General features: G+C 69.0%; 6 protein-coding genes. All 6 read left to right on the top strand.

Translation table 11 applies throughout. The annotated features are described in order from the left end of the window. The first annotated feature begins 34 nt into the window (after positions 1-34). Positions 35-949: an XrtA-associated tyrosine autokinase gene (locus VF536_RS20830; protein ID WP_331616793.1), complete on the top strand. Its 915-nt coding sequence runs from the start codon at positions 35-37 to the stop codon at positions 947-949. A gap of 4 nt (positions 950-953) precedes the next feature. Next, positions 954-2,543 carry a TIGR03016 family PEP-CTERM system-associated outer membrane protein gene (locus VF536_RS20835; protein WP_331616787.1) on the top strand — a complete coding sequence of 530 codons (1,590 nt, stop codon included), beginning with the start codon at positions 954-956 and terminating at the stop codon, positions 2,541-2,543. A gap of 12 nt (positions 2,544-2,555) precedes the next feature. Then, positions 2,556-3,647, top strand: a complete 1,092-nt coding sequence (locus tag VF536_RS20840; RefSeq protein ID WP_331616788.1) for an XrtA/PEP-CTERM system-associated ATPase — start codon at positions 2,556-2,558, stop codon at positions 3,645-3,647. Then, complete coding sequence (locus VF536_RS20845) at positions 3,644-4,501, top strand: XrtA system polysaccharide deacetylase (RefSeq protein ID WP_331616790.1); 858 nt, start codon at positions 3,644-3,646, stop codon at positions 4,499-4,501. Before VF536_RS20840 ends, VF536_RS20845 begins: the two co-directional genes overlap by 4 nt. Further along, on the top strand, positions 4,498-5,556 hold the full coding sequence (locus tag VF536_RS20850; protein ID WP_331616791.1) for a FemAB family XrtA/PEP-CTERM system-associated protein: 1,059 nt from the start codon (positions 4,498-4,500) through the stop codon (positions 5,554-5,556). Before VF536_RS20845 ends, VF536_RS20850 begins: the two co-directional genes overlap by 4 nt. 10 nt (positions 5,557-5,566) lie before the next feature. Further along, on the top strand, positions 5,567-6,376 hold an 810-nt coding region (locus tag VF536_RS20855), incomplete at its 3' end, for a TIGR03087 family PEP-CTERM/XrtA system glycosyltransferase (protein ID WP_331616792.1).

Raw genomic sequence — 6,376 nt, forward strand, 5'->3', positions numbered from 1 at the left:
CGCCGCGCTCGCGACGGCACCGGCCGCACCCGCGGTGGCGCCGGCGCCTCAAGCGGTGCCTCATGCGGTGCCGGCCGCCGCTCCGGTGGCGGCGCCGGTGGTGATACGCGCTCCCGGCGACGTGCACTCCAAGCGCGTCGACCTGGACCTCGAGGCGCTGGCCGCGCAGGGCTTCCTGACGCCCAACGCGCCGCGCACCGTGATGGCGGACCAGTACCGCAACATCAAGCGCCCGCTGATCCGCAACGCGATGAACAAGGGCGCCTCGTCGCTCAATCACGCCAACCTGATCATGGTGACCAGCGCGCTGCCCGGCGAGGGCAAGAGCTTCACCTCCTTGAACCTGGCCATGTCGATCGCGGCCGAGTTCGACAGCACCGTGATGCTGGTCGACGCCGACGTCGCCCGCCCGTCGATGCTGCGCATGCTGGGCCTGCCGCCCGGCCCGGGCCTGCTCGACGTGCTGGAGAAGGAGGCCGACATGGCCAGCGTGCTGCTCAAGACCAACGTCGACAAGCTGACGCTGCTGCCCAGCGGCCGCCCGCACGCCCGCGCCACGGAACTGCTGGCCAGCGACGCGATGACCGCGCTGCTGGACGACATGGCCAAGCGCTACCCGGACCGGATCATCATCTTCGACAGCCCGCCGCTGCTGCTGACCACCGAGTCCCGCGTGCTGGCCACGCACATGGGCCAGATCGTGATCGTCGTGCAGGCCGAGCGCACGCCGCAGAGCGCGGTGCAGCAGGCGGTCGCCGCGATCGAGCACTGCCCGCTGAAGATGCTGCTGCTCAACCAGGCCAGCAACAAGCGCAGCAGCGGCTACGGCTACGGGTACGGCTACGGCTATGGCTACGGTTATGGATACGGCAACGCGGACGGGCAGGGCCATGCGCCGGACGCTGCTCGGGATGTCGCGCCGGGTCCCGCCGGCACGGATCGGGCCTGACACGATGACGCGGGCCAACGACCTCCGCCGCCGGCCGCTGTCCGCGGTCCGTTGCGCCTGCCTCGCAACGCTGGGTCTGGCCGCCGCCGTGGCGCAGACGCCCGCGGCCGCGCAGGATTCGGGCACCGGCGCCGAAGGCTCGCGCAAGGGCATCGCCTTCACGCCGCGGGTCAGCGTCTCCGAGACCTGGACCGACAACCTGGCGCTGTCGCCCGACAACTCGCGCGATCGCGCGTTCATCACGACGGTCTCGCCCGGCCTGACGATCTCCAGCAGCAGCGGCGCGATCCGCGGCAACTTCGACTACACGCTCGACGGCATCGTCTACACGAAGAGCGACCGCGACGCGCGGCTCCAGAACCAGCTGAGCACCCGCCTCACCGCGGAACTGGTGCAGACGGCGCTGTTCGTCGACGTCACCGGCAACATCAGCCAGCAGGCGGTGTCGGCTTTCGGCCAGCAGTCGCCGGACGGCAAGCTGGACAGCCCCAACCGCACGGAGACCCGCACGCTGCAGGTCTCGCCATACTGGCGCGGCCGCCTCGGCAGCTTCGCGGGTTTCGAGCTGCGGGCGATGGGCCAGATGCGCGATTCCAGCGAGGGCGGCACCGGCGCGGCCAGCGGCAGCGGCAACAGCAAGGAAGGCTCGCTGTCGCTGAACCTGTTCGGTCCCGGCGGCCGCGAGATCAACTGGGGCCTGAGCGCGTCCACGTCGCGCATGCATTTCGAGCAGACCGGCATCGACTACCGCACCACCAGCGTGATCGGATCGCTGAACTGGGTGCCCGATGTCGACTGGGGCCTGGGCCTCACCGGCGGCCGGGAGCGCAGCGACTACTTCGGCCCCGAGACGACCTCGGTCTACGGCGCCAACCTGCGCTGGTCGCCGGGCCCGCGGACCAAGTTCTCCGGCGAGTGGCAGCACCACAGCTACGGCGACAGCCACAACCTGACTTTCGAACACCGCATGGCGCAGTTCTCGGTGCGGGCCAACAGCAGCCAGAGCGTCAGCACCGGCGAGACGCCGACGCAGGCGACCAACTACCAGCTGCTGGACCTGCAGTTCGGCAGCCTGGAGCCCGATCCGGTCAAGCGCGACGCCTTCGTGCGCGGACTGCTGGCTGCGTTGGGCCTGGATCCGAATTCGTTCAGCGGCACCGGCTTCCTGAGCAACACCGCGTCGCTGCAACGTCGCAGCGACCTGTCGCTGATCTGGACCGGTCCGCGCGTGACGATCACGCTCAGCGGGAACGACAACAACAGCCGCCGCCTCATCAACTCGCCGCTGGGCGTGGGCAGCGGCGACCTGGCACTGACCGACCGCGTGCGCCAGCGCGGCGCGATGGTGTCGGTGGGCTACCGGCTCACGCCGCTGGCCAACGCCAACGTGAGCTACTCGCGGCAGAACTCGCGCGGCGACGGCGGCGTGGGCGGCAACGACATGCGCACCTTGACGGCCAATGCCACCTACCGGCTGGGCCCGCGCACCGACGCGGCCTTCGGGCTGCGTCAGACCAAGTTCGACGACACCAGCCTGTTCGCCTCCAGCTATCAGGAAAACGCGATCTACGCATCGCTGACCCAGCGCTTTTAAGCAGTCACCGACATGTACGAGGCCTTCTACGGGCTGGCCAGCAAGCCGTTCCAGCTCAGTCCCGATCCCAGCTTCTACTTCGGCAGCAAGCAGCATCGCCGCGCCAAGGCCTACCTCGACTACGGGGTGCTGCGCAGCGACGGCTTCATCGTCATCACCGGCGAGATCGGCGCCGGCAAGACGACGCTGGTGCGCGGGCTGCTCGACAGCCTGAACCGCAGCAACGTCGTCATCGGCAACATCGTCACGACGCAGCTGGACGCCGAGGACACGCTGCGCCTGGTCGGCGCCGCCTTCGGCGTGCGGGTCAAGGACCTGCCCAAGAGCGAAGTGCTGATGGCGCTGGAAGCCTTCTTCGTCAGCGAGGCCAGCCGCGGCAAGCGCTGCCTGCTGATCGTCGACGAGGCGCAGAACCTCACCGCGCGCGCGGTCGAGGAGCTGCGCATGCTGTCCAACTTCCAGTTCGGCAACCAGTCGCTGGTGCAGACCTTCCTGGTCGGGCAGCCGGAGTTCCGCGCGATCCTGCAGCGGCCCGAGATGGAACAGTTCCGCCAGCGCATCGCGGCGAGCTGCCACATCGGCCCCCTCGACGAAGAGGACACGCAGCGCTACATCGAGCACCGGCTCAAGTGCGCCGGCGCCGCGGACAAGCCCGGCTTCGACGCCGACGCCTTCACCGCGCTGCACCGGGCCAGCCACGGCATCCCGCGCCGCATCAACACCCTGTGCGACCGGCTGCTGCTGCTGGGCTTCATGCACGAGAACCCGCACCTGACCGCGGCCGACGTCGAAGAGGTCGTGCAGGACCTGTCCGCCGAATCGGCGTCCGCGCCGGCGCCGGCGGTGCACGGATCCGAGATCAACGGCCACGCGTCCGAGGGCGACCTCGCGATCGACCTGGACCTGACGCGGCTGCGCTCGCGCATGGCGCAGGGCGGCGGGCTGAACGGTGAACTCGGGGCCCTGGCCGACGGACTCGCAGGGCTGAACCTGGACGGCCAGGACGCGCGCCTGCAGCGCATCGAGGACAGCCTGACGCGTCTGGAACGGATCAACCAGCAGACGCTGGCGCTGCTGCAGAAACTCGTGGGAGCGATGCGATGAACAAGATCCGCAATGCGATGAGCATCGACGTCGAGGACTATTTCCAGGTCTCCGCCTTTGCACCCTACATCGCCCGCGGCGACTGGGACGCGCGCGAGTGCCGCGTCGAGCGCAACATCGCGCGCATCCTGGATCTGCTCGATGCGAAGCAGGTCAAGGCGACCTTCTTCACGCTGGGCTGGATCGCGCAGCGCTACCCGCAGATCGTGCGCGAGATCGTCGCGCGCGGCCATGAACTGGCCAGCCACGGCTTCGGCCACGAGCGCGCCAGCGACCTCGACCGGGCCTCGTTCCTCAAGGACGTCGGCTACGCCAAGGCGTTGCTGGAGGACCTGGGCGGCGTCGAGGTCAAGGGTTACCGCGCGCCCAGCTTCTCGATCGGCAAGGACAACCTCTGGGCCTTCGACGTGCTCGCCGAGTGCGGCTACCGCTACAGCTCCAGCGTCTATCCGATTGAGCACGACCACTACGGCATGCCCGATTCACCGCGCTTCGCCTATGAGGTCCGCCCGGGCCTGATCGAGGTGCCGGTGACGACGCTGCGCTGGCGCGGCAAGAACTATCCGAGCAGCGGCGGCGGCTGGTTCCGGCTGCTGCCTTACGGCGTGTCGCGCTGGATGATCGAGCGCTTCAACCGCATCGAGGGCCGCAGCGCGGTCTTCTACTTCCATCCCTGGGAGATCGATCCGGAGCAGCCGCGCATTCCCGGCATCGACGCGAAGACGCGTTTCCGCCACTACGTCAACATCGGCCGCACCGAGTCGCGCATCGAGCAGCTGCTCGGCGACTTCGCCTGGGCGCGGATGGACGAGATCTTCCTCGCGCCGACAGGCGCCGAGCGGTTGGCGGCATGAGCCCGGCTCCGAAGGGCGCGGTCCAGGTCAAGCACCTCGCGCTGAAGGACTTGGACGGCGCGAAGCGCTGGGACGCGTTCGTGCAGGCCTGCCCGTCGGCCACCTTCTTCCACCTGGCCGCCTGGCAGCGGATCATCCGCAAGCAGTTCGGGCATGCCGGCTACTTCCTGTATGCCGAACGCGACGGCGTCATCGAGGGCGTGCTGCCGCTGGCCGAGAACAGGAGCCGGCTCTTCGGCCACGCGCTGGTGGGGCTGCCGTTCGCGGTCTACGGCGGTGTCGCCGCGACCAGCGACGATGCGGCCCGAGCGCTCGAGGACGAGGCGCAGGCGCTGGCGCGCCGCCTCGGCGTCGAGCACCTGGAGCTGCGCAACGTCGAGCGCCGTCACCTCGACTGGCCGCACCAGGACCTCTACGTGACCTTCCGCAAGGAGATCCTCGAGGACGAGGAGGCCAACATGCTGGCCATCCCGCGCAAGCAGCGCGCGATGGTCCGCAAGGGCATCAAGAACGAGCTGAAGGCCGAGATCGACAGCGACGTGTCGCGCTTCTTCGCGCTCTACGCGGACAACGTCCACCGCCACGGCACGCCCGCGATGCCCAAGCGCTACTTCCAGGCGCTGCTGGACGAATTCGGCGACGCCGCCGAGGTGCTGATCGTCAGCAGCCCGCAGGGCGAGCCGCTGTCCGGCGTGCTGAGCTTCTACTTCCGCGACGAGGTGCTGCCGTACTACGCCGGCGACGCGGTCGCCGCGCGCGACCTGGCCGCCAACGACTTCAAGTACTGGGAGCTGATGCGCCGCGCCTGCGGCCGCGGGCTCAAGGTCTTCGACTACGGCCGCAGCAAGCAGGACACGGGCAGCTATGCGTTCAAGAAGAACTGGGGCTTCGAGCCCACGCCGCTGAACTACGAGTACTGCCTCTACAAGCGTGAAGCCGTGCCGCAGAACAACCCGAGCAACGCGAAGTACCAGCTCATGATCAAGGCCTGGCGCAAGCTGCCGATCTCCGTCGCCAACTGGCTCGGTCCGCACATCGTGCGCAGCCTGGGCTGAGGACGACGCCATGGCCAACATCCTCTACCTGGTCCACCGCCTGCCGTATCCGCCCAACAAGGGCGACAAGCTGCGGTCGTACCACCTGCTCAAGCACCTGGGCGCGCATCACAAGGTCTGGCTGGGCACCTTCGTCGACGACGCCGAGGACTGGGCGCACCTGCCCGCGCTGCAGGCGCAATGCGAGGAGCTCTTCGCCGCCGACCTGAATCCGCTGCTGGCGCGCGTCGCGAGTCTGCGCGGCCTGGCGACCGGCGAGGCGCTCAGCCTGCCGTACTACCGCCACCGCGCGATGCGCGACTGGATCGCGAAGATCGCCAAGACGCAGCGCTTCGACGCGATCGTCGTGTTCTCGTCGACCATGGCGCAGTACGCCGAGCAGTTGCGCGCCGTGGCCGGCCCGGTGCCGATGCTGATCGACTTCGTCGACGTGGACTCGGCCAAGTGGACGGACTACGCCAAGGCCAACCGCTGGCCGATGTCGTGGCTGTACCGCCGCGAAGGCCGCGAGCTGCTGGCCTACGAGCGCCGCGTCGCGGAACAGGCGCGCTGCTCGTTCTTCGTCACCGAGGGCGAGAAGGCGCTGTTCCAGCGCCTGTCGTCCACCGGCGCGCCGGTCGAGGCGCTGGGCAACGGCGTCGACAGCGGCTTTTTCGCCCCGCTGCCGCAGCAGGCCAATCCCTTTGCCGAGGACGAGCTGCCGCTGGTCTTCACCGGTGCGATGGACTACTGGCCCAATGTCGACGCGGTGCAGTGGTTCACCGCCGAGGTGCTGCCGCAGCTGCGCCAGCGCTGGCCGACGCTGCGCTTCACCATCGTC

The sequence above is a fragment of the Roseateles sp. genome, assembly GCF_036486225.1.
Lineage (GTDB): Bacteria > Pseudomonadota > Gammaproteobacteria > Burkholderiales > Burkholderiaceae_C > Roseateles.